This is a genomic window from Moorena sp. SIO3A2 (assembly GCF_010672265.1).
GTDB classification, from domain to species: domain Bacteria; phylum Cyanobacteriota; class Cyanobacteriia; order Cyanobacteriales; family Coleofasciculaceae; genus Moorena; species Moorena producens.
Map to the genome: position 1 here is coordinate 31,950 of NZ_JAAHHC010000043.1, position 17,534 is coordinate 49,483.

The 17,534-nt window shown below is 45.5% G+C and carries 13 protein-coding genes and 1 pseudogene; 7 read left to right on the top strand and 7 right to left on the bottom strand.

Annotated features, from left to right (window positions below; translation table 11 throughout):
• Positions 1-4: 4 nt before the first annotated feature.
• Positions 5-2,044, bottom strand: coding sequence for a citramalate synthase (gene cimA / locus F6K64_RS30250; protein WP_287267328.1), 2,040 nt, complete (start codon positions 2,042-2,044; stop codon positions 5-7).
• Positions 2,045-2,453: 409 nt separating this feature from the next.
• Here cimA and F6K64_RS30255 point away from each other — a divergent pair, with 409 nt between their 5' ends.
• The 5 genes from F6K64_RS30255 to F6K64_RS30275 all read left to right on the top strand — a co-directional run bounded on the left by F6K64_RS30255 (position 2,454) and on the right by F6K64_RS30275 (position 4,847).
• A complete protein-coding gene (locus tag F6K64_RS30255) occupies positions 2,454-2,792 on the top strand; it encodes a 2Fe-2S iron-sulfur cluster-binding protein (RefSeq protein WP_287267329.1) in 339 nt (112 codons plus the stop codon).
• 340 nt (positions 2,793-3,132) lie between these two features.
• A complete protein-coding gene (locus tag F6K64_RS30260; RefSeq protein ID WP_008187253.1) occupies positions 3,133-3,330 on the top strand; it encodes a hypothetical protein in 198 nt (65 codons plus the stop codon).
• The gene (locus F6K64_RS30265; protein ID WP_267875688.1) at positions 3,315-3,443 is read left to right on the top strand and encodes a hypothetical protein; all 129 of its coding nucleotides are present in this window, start codon (positions 3,315-3,317) and stop codon (positions 3,441-3,443) included. Before F6K64_RS30260 ends, F6K64_RS30265 begins: the two co-directional genes overlap by 16 nt.
• 149 nt (positions 3,444-3,592) lie before the next feature.
• On the top strand, positions 3,593-4,162 hold the full coding sequence (locus tag F6K64_RS30270; protein ID WP_071105702.1) for a Uma2 family endonuclease: 570 nt from the start codon (positions 3,593-3,595) through the stop codon (positions 4,160-4,162).
• A gap of 115 nt (positions 4,163-4,277) precedes the next feature.
• Positions 4,278-4,847 (top strand): Uma2 family endonuclease, encoded by a 570-nt coding sequence (locus F6K64_RS30275; protein WP_287267330.1) that lies wholly within the window; start codon positions 4,278-4,280, stop codon positions 4,845-4,847.
• Positions 4,848-5,166: 319 nt separating this feature from the next.
• Here F6K64_RS30275 and F6K64_RS30280 read toward each other — a convergent pair.
• Both F6K64_RS30280 and F6K64_RS39200 read right to left on the bottom strand, forming a co-directional pair.
• A pseudogene (locus F6K64_RS30280) lies at positions 5,167-5,912 on the bottom strand (Uma2 family endonuclease).
• A 665-nt stretch (positions 5,913-6,577) separates the two neighbouring features.
• Positions 6,578-11,374, bottom strand: a complete 4,797-nt coding sequence (locus F6K64_RS39200; RefSeq protein ID WP_287267332.1) for an SdrD B-like domain-containing protein — start codon at positions 11,372-11,374, stop codon at positions 6,578-6,580.
• Positions 11,375-12,409: 1,035 nt separating this feature from the next.
• On the opposite strand from F6K64_RS39200, the gene F6K64_RS30290 reads away from it, so the two are divergent.
• On the top strand, positions 12,410-12,577 hold the full coding sequence (locus tag F6K64_RS30290) for a hypothetical protein (protein WP_008187239.1): 168 nt from the start codon (positions 12,410-12,412) through the stop codon (positions 12,575-12,577).
• Between the two features lie 14 nt (positions 12,578-12,591).
• Here F6K64_RS30290 and F6K64_RS30295 read toward each other — a convergent pair whose 3' ends face one another.
• The 4 genes from F6K64_RS30295 to F6K64_RS30310 form a co-directional block, all read right to left on the bottom strand.
• Positions 12,592-12,759: a hypothetical protein gene (locus F6K64_RS30295; RefSeq protein WP_008187237.1), complete on the bottom strand. Its 168-nt coding sequence runs from the start codon at positions 12,757-12,759 to the stop codon at positions 12,592-12,594.
• Positions 12,760-13,392: 633 nt separating this feature from the next.
• Positions 13,393-13,899, bottom strand: a complete 507-nt coding sequence (locus F6K64_RS30300) for a DUF3172 domain-containing protein (protein WP_008187233.1) — start codon at positions 13,897-13,899, stop codon at positions 13,393-13,395.
• Between the two features lie 189 nt (positions 13,900-14,088).
• Positions 14,089-15,147, bottom strand: coding sequence for an N-acetyltransferase DgcN family protein (locus F6K64_RS30305; protein WP_008187231.1), 1,059 nt, complete (start codon positions 15,145-15,147; stop codon positions 14,089-14,091).
• On the bottom strand, positions 15,131-16,246 hold the full coding sequence (locus tag F6K64_RS30310; protein WP_008187230.1) for a dipeptide epimerase: 1,116 nt from the start codon (positions 16,244-16,246) through the stop codon (positions 15,131-15,133). Before F6K64_RS30310 ends, F6K64_RS30305 begins: the two co-directional genes overlap by 17 nt.
• 444 nt (positions 16,247-16,690) lie before the next feature.
• On the opposite strand from F6K64_RS30310, the gene F6K64_RS30315 reads away from it, so the two are divergent.
• Positions 16,691-17,239 (top strand): NUDIX hydrolase, encoded by a 549-nt coding sequence (locus F6K64_RS30315; protein WP_008187228.1) that lies wholly within the window; start codon positions 16,691-16,693, stop codon positions 17,237-17,239.
• Positions 17,240-17,534 lie beyond the last annotated feature (295 nt).

Here is a 17,534-nt window from a genome sequence, read left to right on the forward strand (position 1 = left end):
CTAATTACCGCTCTTTCAGGGCTGGGGAATGGCTCAATGGTGTTTTTGCTGAAGATTCCAACAGCAAACCATACTCAATGCCTTCCACCACAGCTTCATAGGACGCTTCGAGAATATTACTGGAAACCCCCACAGTTGTCCAGCGCTGTTCTCCATTGCTCGATTCCACTAGCACTCGTGTCTTAGCCGATGTGCCAGCAGCACCATCGAGAATCCGCACTTTGTAGTCAGTTAGATGGAAATCAGCAATCTCTGGGTAAAACTTCACCAAGGCTTTGCGCAAGGCGGCATCAAGGGCTGACACTGGTCCATTGCCTTCTGCTACTTCCAAAATATCCTGGTTGTTAACAGATACTTTAATGGTTGCCACAGAATTACTGTAGGGTTTACTGACCCCTTGTAGCATATCGCAATGTATCTGACAGCCTTTGAGTTCAAAGGGATGTTCTCGATATCCCAAAGCATCTCGCATCAACAAATCAAAACTGGCTTCCGCTGCTTCAAATTGATACCCTTCATTTTCCAGATCTTTGAGCCGTTCCAGGATTTCGCGACAGGCGGGGTCTTTTTTATCCAGGTCATGACCGAAACTACGGGCTTTTGCTAATACATTGCTCAATCCCGACTGGTCAGAAATTACGATCCGACGCTGGTTACCAATCTGTTCTGGCTGAATATGTTCATAGGTCAGAGGATTCTTTGCCACCGCTGACACATGGATGCCACCTTTGTGAGCAAAGGCTGAACGACCCACAAAGGCAGCATGGTCATTGGGAGCAAGATTGACAATCTCGCTAATTAAACGACTAGCTTGGGTCAGTCTGGCCAGCTGGTTATCTTCAATACAGCGTAACCCTAGCTTCAACTGTAAGTTAGGAATCACAGAACAGAGATTGGCATTACCACAACGTTCACCATAACCATTAATCGTTCCCTGAACCATACAGGCTCCCTCAGATACCGCAGCTAAGGCATTAGCAACCGCTGTATCTGAATCATTATGGGTATGGATTCCTAACATGGGTTGGAGGTTAGGCGGTTGAAGGTTAGCCGGTTGAAGGTTAGCCGGTTGAAGGTTAGCCGGTTGAAGGTTAGCAGGTTGTTCGCCTTTGGCGTTCCCGTAGGGTAGGTTAGTTTCGGTTCCAGGTTGAAGGTTCGCAGGTTGAAGGTTAGCAGGTTGTTCGCCTTTGGCGTTCCCGTAGGGTAGGTTAGTTTCGGTTGCAGGTTGCAGGTTAGCAGGTTGTTCGCCTTTGGCGTTCCCGCAGGGTAGGTTAGAACCTTCAACATTCAACCTTCCAACCTTCAACTCATTGTCAACATTCAACCTTCCAACCTTCAACTCATTGTCAACATTCAACCTTCCAACCTTCAACTCATTGTCAACATTCAACCTTCCAACGTTCAACTCATTTTCAACATTCAACCTTCCAACTTTCAACTCTTTAGCTACATCTCTAACAATCTGAGCAATTTCCTCGGGTAGGGTGCCACCGTTGGTGTCACACAGTACTAGCCATTCTGCACCCGCATCTCTAGCAGCTCTCAGGGTTTTGAGGGCATACTCTCGATTGGCTTTATAGCCATCAAACCAGTGTTCTGCATCGTAAATCACCCGACGCCCTTGACTACGGAGGTATTCTATGGTATCCCGAATCATGGCTAGGTTTTCCTCTAGGCTAGTTTTCAGCCCTTCGGTGACATGAAGATCCCAGGATTTACCAAAAATAGTCACCCAGCGCGTTCCTGCAGCTAAAATAGCTTGCAGCATCCGGTCTTCTGCAGCAATCATGTTTGGGCGTCGAGTTGAGCAAAAGGCTACTACTTCTGCTTGTTTGAGAGGTTCTTCTTTGAGCTTCCAGAAAAATTGCACATCTTTCGGATTTGCCCCTGGCCATCCTCCTTCAATGAAGGGAATACCTAACTCATCCAGTTGCCGAGCAATGCGTAACTTATCTTCGAGAGACAATGAGATTCCCTCACGCTGGGCACCATCCCGCAGCGTTGTATCGTAAATCCAGATCGGGTGAGAAGCTGTTGAAGTCATGGGCAGTTAGAATAGTTGAGTTTATCGTAAAGAAATGTAAATTATAGTTAAGGGTAAGCTTTGATGGCCTAAAGCTTAGTCAAGGGCAAGGCACGCAGATAACCTTCCGACATTTACCCGCGCTTAGCAGTGTAGGAAGGTTACCCATCTCTTAAGCCTTGATAGATCAAGGGTATCAAGCGATGCAGCGCCTTAATGCGGGGGTTTCCCCCACTCGCGCTTTGCATCAAGACAGAGGACTCGACCAAACTATCTAAAATCTAGATATTTATAAACGCAGCTTATCTAGAACCATCAAACAATAAGAGCACCTTGGTGTATTGCCAGATTGGCTCTGTTCACAACATTAAACATAGCTGCATCTAATTTTATTAAAAAATAAGCTACAGATAAGGAGTAATCTTGAATAATGCCTAAAGTAACAGCACAAGGAAAAAGCTTTGAATGTGACCAGGGCAGTAATCTGCGCAAGGTCTTACTAGAGCATGGCGTTGCCCTATACAACGGCAACGCTAAACTAATTAACTGTAGAGGATTAGGAAGCTGTGGTACCTGTGCGGTTGAGATAGACGGGGAAGTATCCGAGGCAAATTGGAAAGATAAAGCTAGGCGATCGCTTCCGCCCCATTCTCCGACAGCAAATCGCCGCTTAGCCTGTCAGACAAAGGTTTTAGGTGATGTTTGTCTTAGCAAATATGATGGCTTTTGGGGGCAAGGGGATCAAACTGTATGGACCCCAGAATCATGAAGTTGCCAATGGTAACTGGAAACTCGGATGTAGTTAAAAGCTATGGCTTGTCGTCAGTAGTGAATGTAAAATTATTTGTACTTAGGTAATTATTTTAATTTAGGACTGCTATAGTTATCAGGGTAAGCGCCATAAAAATTGAGCCAAAATGTAATATAGGGCAAGGATTAGGATAATATTAAGCCCTGATTATCAGCGCTATTGCAATTTATATTAATAGTGTTAACAAGAATGCAGCCTTATTGATTATTGCGTTTACCCTGCATCCCTTACCCAATTTGGCGGTATGGAATATCACTATTATAATTATAGATGCAGTAGATAAAGGCGATGGCATTTTATGAGTGTTGCAGAAATCAAAGAAGCAGTAATGAAACTCTCTACGGGAGAGTTAACAGATCTGGTTCAATGGCTTGATGAATTCTATGAATCTCTATGGGATAAGCAAATTGAGGAAGACTTTGAATCTGGCAAGCTAGATCATCTAATTAAACAAGCAAGGCAAGAATTCAGAGAGGGAAAGTGCCAGGAAATTTAAAGCATTTCAATACTTCACAGTTTTGGGAATACTACCGTCAGTTGCCACAGGAAATTCAAGAATTAGCAGATAAGAACTATGAGTTGCTTAAGCAAGATCCCAAACATCCATGATATCTTAAAGCAAATCTAGCTTTTGTAGTGCGATGGTTGTAGTGAATGAAAGATGCGATCGCGTTTTGGAGAATGCGATCGCTTTTCTGGTGAGCATGACTGGAACTGAATCCAGCAACAGTTAAAATCGAAGAAACAGGAGGTCATCAATGGTTGCTGTTAATCAAATTAGACAAACGTTGACCCTGGCGGAATTTTTAGAACTTCCTGAAACGAAACCTGCTAGTGAATATGTCAATGGACAAATTCAACAAAAACCTATGCCTCAAGGAAAGCACAGCATCCTTCAACGGGAATTGAGTTTTGCTTTAACACTCGCTTTAAAGCCAGAGCGAACTGCCCAGGCATTCCCCGAACTGCGGTGTACCTTTGGTGGGCGATCAATTGTCCCAGACGTTGCCGTCTTTCGTACAGAACGGATTCCTCGTGATCATGATGGCCAAGTGGCCAATTCGTTCAATCTACATCCAGATTGGACTATCGAGATCTTATCCCCCAAGCAGAACCAAACCAAAGTCATTCGCAACATTCTCCATTGTCTCGACAACGGTACTAAGATGGGGTGGTTATTGGATCCGGAAGAGTCCTTGATATTTGTCTATAGTGCCGATAAATCCGTGCAACTGTTTGAGAACTTAGAGGTAGTGTTGCCCGTGCCAGAGTTTGCCGAAGCAGTGCAGCTTAAGGTGGGTGAGATATTTGATTGGTTGAAAGAGTAAACGGATCTTGTAGAGTGCGTTCGCGTAGCGGCTCGTACCGAGCATCGCTTTTCTGGTGGGCATAACTGGAACTGAATCCAGCAACAGTTAAAATCTAAGAAACAGGAGGTCATCAATGGTTGCTGTGAATCAAATTAGACAAACGTTAACCCTGGCGGAATTTTTAGAACTTCCTGAAACCAAACCTGCTACTGAATATGTCAATGGACAAATTCAACAAAAACCTATTCCTCAAGGAGAACATAGTACCTTACAAACTCGTCTTGCTACAGCGATTAATGAACTTATTTTACCGAAAAAAAATGCTCATGCTTTTACTGAATTAAGATGTACTTTTGGGGGACGTTCTATTGTTCCAGATATTACAGTATTTAGTTGGAATCGTATTCCGAAAACAGAAAAAGGAAGAATAGCCAATAAATTTGAGCTTTATCCTGATTGGGTAATCGAAATTCTTTCTCCTGAACAATCTGCGAATAAAGTTATCAAAAAAATTCTGTTTTGTCTGAACCAGAGAACAGAGTTAGGCTGGTTAATTGATCCTGAAGATGAATCAGTGATGATATTTCAACCGAATCAATTGCCAGAAATAAAATCAGATCAAGAAATTTTACCTGTGTTAGATAGTATTAAAGATTGGAAATTATCTGTTGCCGAAATGTTTAGTTGGTTAAGTGTTAAATAATTTTTGGTTGGCGTTTCTTTTTTCCATTGAACTGAGTAAGAGATCAAATATCAATGATCGTAAGCATATGCGCTACGCGCACGCTGCTTGAGGTGCCGTCAGCCGTGAGCTAAAAGCTCACGCTGCTTGAGGTGCCATCAGCCATTCCCATAGCGTGGCCTTTGGCAAAGGCGCATAAGCTGAAAGCTGTTCGCGTAGCGTGCGCGTAGCGCATAAGCTGATAGCTGATAGCTTACCAATGATCAATGACCAATTACCAATTACCCAAGCTTGAAAAGAGCAATCCTACCGGAATCGATATGATATTCCAGTTGAGGAATTATCCCTCTGGCTCGATGCCTGCTGCTCTTAGCTGCGCTGCCAATTGCTCAGCTCGTTGCCGTTCCTGTTCAGCTCGTTGCCGTTCCTGTTCAGCTCGTTGCTGTTCCTGGATGACCAACTCTGAACCCCACAGCAACAGTTCTCCTTGCTGATCCCACCAACGTAACCAGTAACCAGTTCGGTTTTCCCTAGTTCCTTGCCAGATACCCAGAAATAAGCTCATTTGATCAATCCAGTAACGGTTATTGGCATCGGGTGGTTCGAGTTGATAACGTCCTGAATCATCTAACCGATAGGCTTCTATTACTCCAGTGTCTGGCTCAAAAATTACATAGTTGGGAACCTGTAACACTTGCTCATAGTAAAACCACTTGCCCGGAGGATAGGTTGGCTTGTTGGAATACTCCCCAGCTTCAGTATCACAGAGAAATTCCATGACAATAGCAGGAATATCCCCTTGAAGTCTTGGGGTATAATTACGTTTAAGTTCTTCTCTTGACACCCGAATTGATGGCACATATCCCCAATCTGGGGCTTTTACCACGATTTTGCGATTCAAAGTGGCACAGATGCCATAATTGGTAGTAGTCAGGGCATTAGCTGGTAGTTTGCCAGCAATTTCAAAACTTTGTGTCAGAGCAGCAGCCAGGGAGGTTGATTGATATCATCCACTGGTTCGTCGTCAAGAAGGAAATCATCAGTTGACACTCCCCGCCCTGGAAGGACGGGGATTCTTGCTTCCACGGGGTGACTTGTTTAACCAGGCCGGAGCCAGAAAAAATAGAGGTCTCCTCTTCACAAGCGTACTTGGTCTATGACCCAGGTTTCGGTGTGCCCCACCGTACCTAATCTAGCAGGGTAAGCGCAAGAAAAAATTGCCCATAATGTGCATTGGCTGGATATCGGTTGATCGTGGCTCGAAACCCCTATAATCTCGTAGAACTTGATTCTCAATAGAGTTTAATAGTTGATAATGAACCCAGTTTTTTCTCAATAAGCTACAGCTTATTGATTCTTGCGCTTACCCTGCCTAATCTAGTTAACAAGTTAGATAAACTTTTTCTTGATCTTATGTTTTCGTAGATATCCAAATCGTTAGATTTGATTATGCAATAAGCTTATCTCTTAGCTTATTTTTTACATCATCTACTTATTTTAAGATCATGTTTATCTAGACCATTAATTTTTTTTCGTTAGGCATCTATAATAACACGATGTTAGAAAACCGTCAAGTCTTAATTTCAAAAAAAACCGTCCTATAAGGACGGGGCGCGATTACCCAAATTTTTTGGTAACTTTTCCCAGGTAACTTGGTAAGTAGCTGTGCTAGCTATCATAATTAGTTCCTCTCGGAGCCTGCTCTTATTATCATAAGTTAGCGAATTCCAGAGAACTGACGGGGTAACAGTTTACTTCACTCGACCCCGGAATCGGATAAACCCATAGGAATTTGGCGGTTCTCCTGGTGCAGTAGCTTCGGGCACATCTCCGACTTCGACCACCACTACTCCATTTTGGTTGATAGGTACATTACATCCTGCGGGCACTGACGTTCCTGGTGAGTAATAGCGACCGCGATCGCTATCGGGGATATTAGTTAGATAGATATTCGGTTCAGCTGAACCACTGGTGGGTAAAGGATCGGTAGTCTCGAACAAGGCAATCCCGACATCACTAGCTGGGAAACCAGCAGTTTGATTGAAGGCATCCGGAATAAAAGTAGTTTCTGCCGGAACTCGGTCACAGATACGCAGGCTCTTAGCGTAATTGCTGCCATTGGAGAGGAAGTACACAGTATATTCCAACTCATCCCCTGGCATGACTGTGCCAGAGTTAATTAATCCCCGCAGATATACATTGGGATTAGGCCAGTTAGGGTCATTATCCTCAGGAGCGCGATCGCTTCCAACATGATTGTCAGTACCAGGACTATCAATACCATCAACGAAAAGTGAGCCAGATGTCGGTAAAGATTCCCAAACGTTACTGTCTTTGCGCTTAATAGCGGTAATACGTTTGACCAGTATCACGTTGGGGAGGCTTTCAACATCAAACCCAAAGTTAATGTCACCCACAGCAGTAGTAGTCACCTCAATCGGTATATCATTAGAGGTTCCTAACATCAACTCATCGGGGATCTCAGCATCGTTGGTATCGACTTGCACAATGTATTTCCCTGCCCTTAAGCTGGTGAATCTGTAATTCCCACTATTATCAGTATCAGTAGTGGCTTCTTGGGTATCACCAGCATCGATAACATCATTACTGTTAACGTCTTGGTATAAGACTACCCTAATGTTGGCAGGTAGAGTCGATTCACCATTGTCAAAAGTATCGTTTTGGGGATTATCGTCTTGGTAGAGAGTACCGGATACTTCACCAGTAGATGTAACTGGAAGGGCAATCATCCCCACATCCAGGTCTCGTTTGTCTTCCGATGCACCCAGAGCAAACACTTCGGTATATCCCGTAGTTGGGTCAGCATCAGAATCAATCGTGTCATCATTGCCCACATTTTGGAAACCAATCTCATAGCCAGATGGGGCAATAAACTCTAAGAAATAGTTTCCTGCTGCTAAACTAGAGAAGGAGTAGAAACCCGGATTACCAGCCACATCGTTAGTAGTCACTGTAGTGGCGAGTAGACTATCATCCCCGCCACCAGGTTGACCATCAGCACCAGGATTATAAAGGTTAACCGTCACACCATTGAAACCCAATTCACCAATGTTTTGGAGTCCATCACCATTATTATCAATCCAGACAAAATCCCCTAAGATCGGCTGAGGTACTATTCCTGCATCTACATCCTGGTTACTGTCTCCAGCATTCAAGGTAATGTTAGCCGTTTGTCCAGTAGCGTCAGCATCCGAGTCGAGAGTGTCATCACCCTGGTCTTGGGGAGAGAAAGCATGACCAGGGGGTGCAATGAACTTTAGATAATAGGTGCCTGGTGTCAAGTCCCGGAAGCGATAGAAACCAGGATTATCATTGAAGTCATTACTGGTTTGGGTCGAGTCGATCAGAGTGTTACCAGTATCATAGAGTTCAACAGTGACGCCATTGACACCAACTTCACCCCCATCTTGAGTACCATTGTCATCGGTATCCAACCAAACGAAATCACCTAAGCTAGCGGTAGTTGGGTCTACAGAGGTTAGTCCAGCATCGAAATCACGGGTGTCTGTAGTCTGGTTGACACTAAAGACGTTTGTCTGTCCAGTATTGGGATCAGCATCGGAGTCAGCGGTCTCATCACCACCCTGGTCTTGAGGAGAGAGATTTAGGTTGTCTGGGGGAATGAATTTAACGAAGTAATCTCCGGCTGGCACTTCCGAGAAAAGGTAAGCGCCATCATTACCGGTACCATCCGGAGCAGTTAAGGTAAAACCATAGAAACTATCGTCACTGGTACCAGGTTGACCATCACCCCCGTCTTGCCACAACTCAACCAGCACCCCATTGATACCTGGTTCACTATTATCTTGAATCCCATTACCGTTTTGGTCATCCCAGACCAAGTCTCCAATGATTGCAGGGGTGGGGGGTTGAATTTGAATTCCGACTTTGGGGGGTTCTGCGGGTAACAGGGTAGCTGCGGCACCGGATTGATCCGTTCGTGTAGAGACGAAAGCAAAGGAATTCCAGGCAATCTCGCCGTTGGTTGGTGCTCCAGCCGGTGCTCGCATCGGCCAGTTCAGCATCACCGACTCTAGGGGGTCGAGAACCAGGTTACCCAAGTTAAACCTCAGAGCGGTAACCGCACTGGGGTCACTGGGAAAGGTAGTACTCCAGTCATCGACGCAGCCACTAGGCCAATTGAGGTCTTGACCATCACTAGGATTGGGACGGCAAGGATTGGAGTTGGTGGTGTATTCAACAGTGACACCAGGAATCGCCACGGTAACCGGACCAGCGAGATTAGGACGCCATTGGGAACCCCTGGCTGAACTAGTATTGAGCACTTGAGTATCGCCGATGGCAGGCAACATATCGACTACAAGTATATTAGTCATCGGCACCGTGCCTTGATTGGTGATAGTGAGCTGGTAATCTACCTGTCCCCCCGGAACCGTGGTGCCACTAGTGGAGAAACTGGTATCGACCTCACCCTGAACTACCTTTTGTGAATCGAGGGTTGCGATCGCAGCTACTTCAACGTTTGCTGTTCTTCGACAAATAGTCTCATCGGTGATGCCATCCCCATCCACATCAACCGTATCCTGACTTCTGCGGTTACTACTGTTGCAATCGAACACACTATCGTTGGACATGATGAATAATTCATTAGTCAACGAACCTGTACTCACCCCCTGCTCAACTACTGTATCGACATAGATTCTGAGCCACTTATTCTCTGGTATTTGGGTTCCTGTAATTTGCCAACGCAGCAAGGTGCGACCGGTGCCGTTGTAGTTCGGAATCGCCTCGAAGTTGATCTCAGCGTTATCGGGCACAGTACTTGATCCCACACTATCAAACCTCCAGGCACCCCCATAGTCAAGCCCTGCTGGCAGTAAATCGGCAATAATGGGATTGACATAATCTGCGGTAGCGCTCGACTCGTTGCGAAACTGTAGCCGAAATTCTATGGTGTCACCAGGAGCATAGGGACCACTCTGAGTTTCGTCTCTTTTGTTTGGATTTACGATGGCTTGTAATGCCGAGATTTCTGTCTGTTGGCACTTTTCCAGGGGGTCTGTTGGTGAATTGGGCTTCCAAGTCAGTTGGGCACAGTTTTTGATCGTCTCCCCCATCGAGCGGTCAGGCTGAACCTCTACAAACAGTTTTGGTCGATTACTGCTTGCTGTAGCTTGAAAACCTACTGGTACATTGGTGTACTCGAACTCAACCCCTGTAATGTATTCCCCTGCTCCTAAGGTGATGTCCGTCCCAATGGTGAGGGTGGTGTTCTGAGGGTGTGAGGTACCGGCTGTCAAGGGGTTGAGATTAGTTTTGTAGCGGACAATCACATCCCCGGTGTAATTGTTGTATCTGCCTGTGCTAATTTTAGTGACCCGCACCTGATCTAAGAGGTTAATCCCATCGTCATTGACTTGATCTAGGTCGTCAGTGACTGTTAGAGTAGTCATCGGTACATTACCGGTATTTCTTGGGTCAAGCCGAAACTCAAATTCATTGCCAATAGCCACCTGACCCGAGAATGATTTAGAATTCAATGTGCCTTGATAGTTCGCGTCTGTAAAACCATGTTCAGCCTCACCATTTAAGTTCAACTCGGTGCCATCAATCAGTTCTCCTGTTGCGGTAGCTGGGTTAATCACAGTACTATTGGCACCAGTAGTGTTGAAGGTAGCACTAGGATACTCAACAGAGACTTGTGCGTTGAAACAATTTCTGCCACTCTGAATACTGAGGTTACCGACATTCCAAGTGACAACCCCGGAGTTATGGGTACCCCCATCGGTAGCACTAACAAAACTTGACCCAACCGGAAGAGTATCTTGCACAACTACATTTTGTAGGTTGATACCACTCTCAAGATTCTGGGCATGGCAAAGCTCAAGCTCATAGGTCACTGGTGAATCAAGAGCCGGATCACCATTGCTAGGAATCACCCGATTTTTCTCCAATGTCCACTTATTTAAAGCAGCGTTTGAATCGACATCAGAGGTAACCGTTAGAGCATTGGAGGTGGCATTCCCTGCATTAGCACTCGTCCCTTGGGCTTGGTTAATCGCTGGTGTATTGTCTACAGTCGTACCGGGGGGAAACTGGACTCGAATCTCCAAGTTGACAGGGGAACCTGCTGGAATCGGTGAATTATACTCAACGGTAGCCAGTCCTGTATCCTCGTCATAGTTGACAGTAGCAGGACGTCCAGGAAGGATGCTGACATTGTTAGAAGACCAATCAATTTGAGGAGGGAGTTGGTCAGTAATCACCACATCCTGGCAGTCCTCATCCCCACTACAGGAGACGCGGATGGTGTAGATAAATTCTTGTCCTGATGGAACTTCTGTCACGATCTGACCATCGGCATCATTAGCGACTTTTACCAACTGGAGTTGGGCATCAGCCCATACTGGAGTAGCGTAACCGGCGATCGCACTGACTAACATCACACTGCCAATCAGTGTATGGCGAGGAAACTGGGAAGGGAAAATTTTCCCTAGAGGATAGGGTAGGCTTTCTGAACCCACATTGGCTGCGATCGCTTGGAGATAGTTCAATAAAGATTTCATGACTGGCCGGGATGAATAATTGGAATCGGGAAATTAAGCTAAACACGTTTTTAAGAACAAATCGGGTATAGAGAGATTACTCAGAGGATATCTCCCAAGTTTTTTGATACTGAATTTTGCCCCCCTGACCCCCCAAGCGAGCAATCCCTCGCTTGGGGGGAACAAGAGTCAATTTGCTTCTAAAAGTCCCCCAGAATTGGGGGACCAACGGGGGCTTGGATGTAGCAAATGAGACTTCTCAGACAACCTCTCAGACGATAGGGAGTTAAATACAAATCAACTGAAACACCAATCAAGTTTAAGGGCGCACGGTGTGTGCCCCTAAACTTGATTGTGCTAAAGGCCAAGTGAAAACCCGCCATAGTTAGTCAGTCAATCTCCCGAGTGAGAACATATAGCGCTACGCGCAAGTCAGCAAGGTTCTTGGGTCAGAAGTCAAAGGTGCGCTTTCCGTTCTCCGTAGGAGACGCGGGGCGCGTTCGGCGAATTAAATTCGCCACGGGTCGCACCTAAAAGTAAGCGATTACTTACGTTTCGGAGTTATGGAATGTCAAACATCTTAATGGGTAGTGCTATAGCTTTTTATTTAATTAGTGTAATTTATTCAGCTAAGCGATCGCACCCTGATTTTCCGCTGGTTTTAACTCATCTAGTTAAACTCTTGTTATTGACCTAATCTAGGATTTCCTGATTTAAGCTGCTGTGGCCTCGATATAATTACTGAAATTTCAGCGGAAATTTAACAATTTTAAATAGGTGATATCCGTAAATTGCACATGATCATGTTTTGTGATCTGTTTCCTCAGTGCATCAAAAGTTGGACTGATTGCTGCCTGTGATCAGAACTTGCTTTTGCAACCTAGGAAATACAAGAAAAAGCTCAACTCGAACACCAACGAGCTGAACAACTCCCAGAACGGTTACGACAGCTGGGCATTAATCCCGATGAAATTTAACATAGGGTGTTGCTAACGCGCAACAATTATTCTCGTTATCTGTTGTCAGCTTGGGTTAAGGTTAAATGCAGCCTTACTAATGAATTTCTCATCCTTAACTGTTTCCCTTAAACCCGAAATTACCCTCACCCCTGTTGAGGGAAATATTGTGATCCAATCTTCAAGCCGTAAGCTGACATTTCATCAACCGGAACCGGGATTAAAAACTGCTCTAGATGCTCTGAAACAGGGAACCCACACCCCCTGACAAGGGTAGGTTTTTTACTTTGGAGATAGGTAATAGGTAATAGGTAATAGGTAATGGGTAATGGCTAATCGGTAATGGGTAATGGCTAATCGGTAATGGCTAATCGGTAATGGGGACCGGTCCCCTAACCCCTGTGAGCCGTCATCCCCTGAGCTTTCTCCCCTTGCGATCGCTATCCCCATGGTAGGGGATTATTACTTCGATTGTCCTGAGATTGATTGGGATGCGTTCGCGAAGCGGTTCCAAAGGAACATCGCGTTTACTATCTCTCGCTTCCCCTATCTCCATCAAGTCGAAGCAATTTATGTTAGCTTCTGTGGTAGCAAAAGCTTAACAACTGATGCACCCAAGGGCAAACAACCAAACACCCATGAATGCTTCCCCCACCTGCGTTCTCGTGGTGGGGGTGTCCGTCTTAATTACAAGGTTTTATCCCTCGCGACAGGCGGCATTCTCGCGCCTGTTGCCAGAACTTTTGCGCTTACTATTCCCCCAAGTCGTTGTCTTGATGCAATAGCGAGTGGGGGAAACCACGCCAGTTGCTCATGGGGGAAACCCCGAAGACCGCACTGGCTCCCCAAGACCGCGCTGCATCGCTTCCGCTATGGGGCTTGTATTATAAACTTTTACCTAGAGTCTGACGTATATAAACCGACTACAAAGGATTTACACCTCGTGCCTCTAGGTTGCTCAGAATCTTGTTCTGTCCTTTGCCGTACCGCTCAAGCTAAATTAACTATAACACAATAGGCAGTTCCTTGACCCCCACCTGCGTTCTCGTGGTGGGGGAATGCGTCACTCATCTTGTTCAACCTTTAAAACTGATCGGTTTCCCGTGGTCCGGTGGCACCACCTTGGTTGAGGAACAAGTTACCGGTTGCATCGTTTTGATAGATACAGCGGATTTCCGGTGAACCTTCAAGCACACCAGTGAAACCAAAAGTATTCATCCTGTTTTTGCATTCCCGTACCTGTTCCGATGAGATCAGCCTCCTCTGTTCTAGAATTGACCAGTTATTCCGACGTAAAACACACCCAGGTCGCATCTTGGGCTGAGTCACATACACATTAAAGGGATTGAGAGTCACGAAAACTTGCATATCTGTCACCATCGCACTGGCACCATACTGAATACAAAGCTCTGGGTTGGGTGCGCTGCGGTCAATCACTTCACGAGAGGCAACATTTTCTGGGTTGAGAGTGGCACCAGAGCTAAAAGCAATACCAACTCCAAGTCCCAAGACAAAAACCCCACCAAGAATCGCTAAGGTTGTGTAATTAAGTTCAGGTATCCCATTAGAACTGTTGGATTCACGTTTCATTGGATTGAATTAACGTTTGAATTAACGTTTAGAATTTGCTGGGTCAAGATTTCCTGGGAGTAGTTGCTACTTGCCCCCTTCTTTCAGTATGCCAGGTACGCCAAGATTAATCCGGAGATGGGGAGCTGGGAAGCTGGGAAACATTTTTATAGCGTTTATCATACTGACGAGGTACAGGATAGTTTTGTCTTAACCCGACTCATTATCACCAATTGCTGCTTTCAACAATACATCTGCTCCAAATCGCACGGCATCGGTACAAGGTAGGCCAGTCTCTGTTTGTACCTGTTCAATTGCCGACCGGGCAGCTTGATCATCCAAGTGGCCAGTATTAAGTGCGATCGCAATCACCTTGACCTGACCAAATGCCCCACCAGCACTAGCAACGGTCTCGTAAAGCTCAATCACCTTGGTTAATGGGGGAATCGACACATGGTCATGATTACGAACAGACTTCTGTCCGGCTCGATGCACCAATAGTAATCCCGTCGGCTGAGTTCCTCGAATTAGCGGTAGAGTAGCTGTAGAACCAGGATGCAACAGAGAACCTTGCCCTTCTACGATCAATAAGTCGTGGTCATTACCATAGCGCAATACCATTTGTTCCACAGCACCAGCCGCAAAGTCTACCCGAATCCCATCCAAGGGAATGCCATCCCCAGAAATCATAATGCCAGCTTGACCAGTTGCTAGGAACTTCGATGATATGCCCTGACGTTGGGCGCACAGATATAACTCTAGAGCTGCTGACATTTTGCCCACTGCCATATCTGTACCTACTGTCAAGATGCGCTGACAAGGTAGCGATCGCGCTTGAGCACTTGCTATGCCTAATCCCTTCGGTTCCCGACGAATATCCCAAATTACCTGACCGTCTTGCAGTAATTTCTGTAACTCTGGGTCAGATGCCATGGGAGTATGCAAACCATTGATAATCGATAACCCTGCTCCAACCCCTACTTTCACCTCCTGCCACCAAGGCTCTGGTAATGCTCCCCCAGATGGCGCAATACCAATGGCTAGGATATCCGGTTGATAAGCTAGGGCAGCAGACACAGAATCTACAATCGGGACATTAACCTTAATTCCAGTTAATTTAGACAAAGATTCCCCAGCACACTGGTGGTCAATCACTACCACAATCTCCGTTGGGCAATACCGTAACAGAGTCAGTCCGGTTTTGCCTTTTGAACCAAGAAACCCTTCATGGAGTAGAATCGCAATACGCCGATTAGTGGTTAAATTCACGGCGTTTCACCCCCAGTCCTGGTAAATTATTCGGTATCAAATGCCCATTTTGTAGGGTTGCCCCTAAGAAGGGGTCATCTACTAGGTTTAAGTGGCTGTCTAAATCTAGATAATCTGCCAGTGGTGAGAGATGAGAAGCTGCTGTATTGGCCAGAGTACTGTCAGAATAGCAACCAAACATCACCTGCAACCCACAAGCTTTTGCGGTATGCACCATCCGTATTGCCTCAGTTAAACCACCGGATTTCATTAGTTTGATGTTAATACCATGGACACAGTTTGCCAACGGCGGAATATCTTGGCTAGTCTTGCAACTTTCATCCACAAAAATTGGTAAAGGGGATTGCTTATACAACTGGGGTAAATCAACCTCTTTTCCAGGAGCGAGGGGTTGTTCCACATGCCTGACGCCCTGACTCGCCAGCCAGTTACACATCTCTATCCCTTCCTCCAAACTCCAACCTCCATTGGCATCTACACTCAACTCGGCTTCTGGTGCTTCATCTCGGATGGCCAGTAGCATCTGTTGATCAGCAGCAATCCCATCCGGGGAACCTAATTTAATTTTGAGTACATGAGCACCAGTAATGGGAATCCAGTCCTGGACCCGTTGCCTGGCCTTGTCTGGGTCACTAATGCCTACCGTAGAGGAAATTGGCACAATTCGGCGGCGGTTCAATCCCCACAGCCGCCAGAGGGGCAATCCCACCCGCTTCCCTAGCCAGTCATGTATTGCCAAATCAATGGACGCCCAAGCCGCTGATGGCACCTGTACCTCCTCCAAGACCCGTTCAATTTGTTGGTGTTCCCAAGGACTAAATGCCTCCAGCATCGGGATAACCACCTCTAGAGCTTCTAGCAGAATCTCAGTGGTTTGCTTATGGGGTGTAGGGGGCAGGAAACCCTCTGTGCCTGGATCTGACGAGCTACTGCTGAGGCTAGTTGCCTTTCCTAGGGAAAACGGAGACCCTTCGCCCCACGCTTCAATACCCTCCTGTTCTATCCTGACCCAGACATTGGTGGTTTCAGACGTGGTGCCACGACTGATGGTTAAAGGGAACCGCTTATGTACCGTGAAGGTTTCAACGCCAATACGCATTGTTTATTTAGTAATGGTTATTTGGTTGAAGGTTGTTCGCGTAGCGTGGCCAAAGGCCAAGATTATTTGGTTGAAGGTTGAAGGTTAGTTGGTTGAAGGTTGAAGGTTAGTTGGTTGTTCGCCTTTGGCGTTCCCGTAGGGTAGGTTTGAAAGTTATTTGGTTGTTCGCCTGAGGCTTCCCTTGTAGGGTAGCTTGTTCGCGTAGCGTGGCCTATTGGCCAAGGTTATACTCTACTAGGACGATGGTGAGGAATAGGTGTGCCCGATCATCTGCCGCCTATAAGGTGTAACCTATAACCTACAACCTACAACCTGTAACCTTCAACCTGTAACCTTCAACCTTCAACCTTCAACCTGTAACCTTAAACCTCTAAATCAACCGGTAACCTTAAACCTTTATCCTTCATACTTTAACTTATAGTTTTGTAATTATTCAGTAATTTAATGATTTCAATAAAGCCATGGAAAACCCTTAAATCAAAGTTGGTTTTTGACAACCAATGGTGTCGAGTCAGGCAAGATGAAGTGGAATTACCCAGTGGTCAAGTTGTTGATGACTACTTCATTAATGTTAGACCGGATATTGTGCTGATCATGGCAATTACATGCGATCGCAATGTTGTTTTTGTCCGTCAATATCGCCATGGAGTGGGAGAAATTTTATTGGAACTCCCTGGGGGTGGTTTCAACTCAATGGAAGAAGATAGTATAAAAGCAGCTGCTAGGGAATTAGAAGAAGAGACTGGTTATGTTTCCGAGCATATGGTTTCCTTAGCAACTTTATATGATAATCCGGTAAAAGATACCAATAAAATTAATTTAATTATGGCGCAAGAAGCTCAACCATCGGGTACTCAAAATCTAGATATTACCGAAGAGGTTGAAATTTTTTTGGTACCTGTAGACGAGGTTATGAAAAAAATTGAACAAGGAGAAATTTGTGTTTCTGGAACAATTGCTGCTTTGTTTTTAGGCTTGAAATTTTTGTCGTAAATTAGTAAGAATTAAGCTATCAGCTGTCTGCTGATAGCTTAATTCTTACTTGGGTGCAGCGCTATGGAATCACGAATCACCCAAATCCCTAAGAGTCTTCAGAGTCTGGTTCCATCGGCTTCCCTAAATCAAAAATAATAATAAATTCAGCATCGGGCATCAGTCGTTATAAGCTATGACTTATAGGTTCGCTCCCTAGAACCGGTGCAGGTTTTTAGCGATTGAGTGCTCACCAACCATTGACTGACAACGACATTTCCCAAATCCTGTTACCTAACCCCCCTGATCCGCATAA

Excerpts from the sequence above, each read along its gene's own strand:
- cimA (WP_287267328.1), bottom strand. The coding sequence starts at position 2,044 with ATGACTTCAACAGCTTCTCACCCGATCTGGATTTACGATACAACGCTG.
- F6K64_RS30255 (WP_287267329.1), top strand. The coding sequence starts at position 2,454 with ATGCCTAAAGTAACAGCACAAGGAAAAAGCTTTGAATGTGACCAGGGC.
- F6K64_RS30260 (WP_008187253.1), top strand. The coding sequence starts at position 3,133 with ATGAGTGTTGCAGAAATCAAAGAAGCAGTAATGAAACTCTCTACGGGA.
- F6K64_RS30270 (WP_071105702.1), top strand. The coding sequence starts at position 3,593 with ATGGTTGCTGTTAATCAAATTAGACAAACGTTGACCCTGGCGGAATTT.
- F6K64_RS30275 (WP_287267330.1), top strand. The coding sequence starts at position 4,278 with ATGGTTGCTGTGAATCAAATTAGACAAACGTTAACCCTGGCGGAATTT.
- F6K64_RS39200 (WP_287267332.1), bottom strand. The coding sequence starts at position 11,374 with ATGAAATCTTTATTGAACTATCTCCAAGCGATCGCAGCCAATGTGGGT.
- F6K64_RS30290 (WP_008187239.1), top strand. The coding sequence starts at position 12,410 with ATGAATTTCTCATCCTTAACTGTTTCCCTTAAACCCGAAATTACCCTC.
- F6K64_RS30295 (WP_008187237.1), bottom strand. The coding sequence starts at position 12,759 with ATGGGGATAGCGATCGCAAGGGGAGAAAGCTCAGGGGATGACGGCTCA.
- F6K64_RS30300 (WP_008187233.1), bottom strand. The coding sequence starts at position 13,899 with ATGAAACGTGAATCCAACAGTTCTAATGGGATACCTGAACTTAATTAC.
- F6K64_RS30310 (WP_008187230.1), bottom strand. The coding sequence starts at position 16,246 with ATGCGTATTGGCGTTGAAACCTTCACGGTACATAAGCGGTTCCCTTTA.
- F6K64_RS30315 (WP_008187228.1), top strand. The coding sequence starts at position 16,691 with ATGATTTCAATAAAGCCATGGAAAACCCTTAAATCAAAGTTGGTTTTT.